Source organism: Pedobacter sp. 10L46_2 (genome assembly GCF_056395165.1).
Window position 1 is genome coordinate 789 of record NZ_JBFTIZ010000547.1, and the last position, 1,123, is coordinate 1,911.

General features: G+C 38.8%; 1 protein-coding gene and 1 pseudogene. One reads left to right on the forward strand and one right to left on the reverse strand.

The window, feature by feature from the left end; genetic code table 11:
* Window positions 1-586: pseudogene (locus AC1DDX_RS27690) on the reverse strand (AAA family ATPase); the annotation flags it as partial.
* Window positions 587-826: 240 nt separating this feature from the next.
* Here AC1DDX_RS27690 and AC1DDX_RS27695 point away from each other — a divergent pair.
* On the forward strand, window positions 827-1,123 hold the full coding sequence (locus tag AC1DDX_RS27695; RefSeq protein ID WP_172659721.1) for a Dabb family protein: 297 nt from the start codon (window positions 827-829) through the stop codon (window positions 1,121-1,123).

The following is a 1,123-nucleotide window of genomic DNA, read 5'->3' on the forward strand; positions in this document are numbered from 1 at the left end:
CGATCACTACTTTAAGCATAAACCTATCAACCTGTGCCTCTGGCAATGGATAAGTTCCTTCTTGTTCTATTGGGTTCTGGGTTGCTAAAACCAGGAAAGGTTTAGGTAATTCAAAAGTAGTGTCTCCAATAGTCACCTGGCGCTCTTGCATAGCCTCTAATAAAGCACTCTGCACTTTTGCCGGTGCCCTGTTGATCTCATCTGCAAGGATGAAATTAGAGAACAAAGGACCTTTTCTAACAATAAATTCTTCTTTTTTCTGATTATAGATCATAGTACCTACCAAATCGGCCGGTAAAAGATCTGGTGTAAACTGGATTCTGCTGAAGCCTGCATCAATAGTTTTAGATAAGGTATTGATTGCAAGTGTTTTTGCAAGTCCGGGTACGCCCTCTAACAAAATATGTCCGTCTGCAAGCAGACCGATCATTAAGCGCTCTACCATATATCTTTGGCCAACAATCACTTTATCCATCTCCATAAAAAGCAGATCGATAAATGCGCTTTCCTTTTGTATCATTTCGTTCAGCGCACGGATATCAGTGCCATACGCCAAGCTGTCAGTGGTATTATTTACTTCTTCCATTTAGACCATTTATTTTCGCTGCGAAAATTAGACAAACCTTAACCCTTTCGCAAGCCCTTAAAACCTGTTTATTGTTAAAATATGTTAAAACTCACATTTAACGTTGTTAATTTTAGTTCATAGGCACTGTAGCGTTTCAGTATCTTATCCCGTTTCTATTGTGCACGCTAGTTAGATTTCGGGGATAGATCTTAGGACCTATCTCCGATTCTTTTTTATATTTACCGAAAAATATATCATATGCTAGCTCATCACGTATTATTCTGGCTTAAAGCCGACACTACCGAAGAACAAAAAGTTGCCTTCAGAAAAAGCCTGGAAACCCTTAAGGGTGTAGAATCTGTAAAAACATTACATATCGGTACACCTGCACCTATTGAACGCGCAGTTGTTGATACTACTTATACCTTTTCACTTAGCATCTTCTTTGAGGATCTTGCCGGACACGATGTTTATCAGGTACACCACTTACATACCGCTTTTTTAGATGAATTCCGTAGTCTTTTTGAAAAAGTAATCATATACGACGCACAATAA

What these genes read in the sequence shown, in the direction of transcription:
- AC1DDX_RS27695 (WP_172659721.1), top strand. Translation starts at nt 827, where the DNA reads ATGCTAGCTCATCACGTATTATTCTGGCTTAAAGCCGACACTACCGAA.